At 73.8% G+C, this 845-nt stretch carries 2 pseudogenes; one reads left to right on the top strand and one right to left on the bottom strand.

Annotated features, from left to right (window positions below):
* Positions 1–454 (bottom strand): annotated as a pseudogene (locus LPA54_RS33355) (mechanosensitive ion channel family protein); the annotation flags it as partial.
* Positions 455–462: 8 nt separating this feature from the next.
* On the opposite strand from LPA54_RS33355, the pseudogene LPA54_RS33350 reads away from it, so the two are divergent.
* Positions 463–843 (top strand): annotated as a pseudogene (locus LPA54_RS33350) (dienelactone hydrolase family protein); the annotation flags it as partial.
* Positions 844–845 lie beyond the last annotated feature (2 nt).

Raw genomic sequence — 845 nt, 5'->3', positions numbered from 1 at the left:
ACTGGGCGGCGACGCCGGCGACGATGCCGAGGATGCCCGCCGAGGCCAGCAGCGAGGCGCCGGCCGCGCGCATCGCCGGGAACGTCAGCAGCATCGCGGCCACCGCGACCACGCCGACCACCGCCGACACCACCCGGCGGATCAGGGTCACCTGGGTGCGCACCCGGCGCACCCGGGCCGGGTCGCGCTCCCGGTGGTTGCTGGCGTACCGGGTGTAGGAGGTCTCCACGACCGCGGCGGCGATCCGGATGGCCAGCCAGGCGGCCGACCCGATCAGCACCAGGCTGAGCATCCGGCCGACGGCGACCTCGTGGGAGCTCAGCAGCCGTGCCTCGTCGTAGGAGGCTCTGAGCAGGACCGCGCAGAGCAGCAGCTGGTACGGGACGCGGGCCCGGCGCAGCAGGCCCCACAGCGGTGTTTCGTGGTGGCGTACGTCGGCCTTCCGCAGCAGCAGGTCGGTGGCCCTACTCGGAGCGCTGCCTGGTGTACGCGGGGTTCTCCTTCGGCGCCTCGGTGGCGCAGACGCTGGCCCTCGGCGATGAGAGGGCGAGGGGCCTGCTGCTCCTGCACGGCACCTCCGACATCGCGGAGAACGCCGCGGCCTACGGGCTGCCGGTGCAGCTGCACGTCGCCGAGCCGGACCCGTTCGAGACCGACGACTGGCTCACCGCCTGGTACCTGCGGATGGGCCGGGCCGGGGCCGACGTGGAGGTCTACCGGTACGCGGGCGCCGGACACCTCTACACCGACCCCGGCCTGCCCGACTACGACGAGGAGGCGGCCGAGGCCACCTGGCGGGTGGCGCTCGGCTTCCTCGACTCGCTGGAGGAGCCCGTGGACTGATC

This window comes from Streptomyces sp. DH12, from assembly GCF_020873895.1.
Lineage (GTDB): Bacteria > Actinomycetota > Actinomycetes > Streptomycetales > Streptomycetaceae > Streptomyces.
The sequence above is the reverse complement of the archived record's forward strand: the minus strand, read 5'-3'. Positions and strand labels throughout refer to the sequence as shown.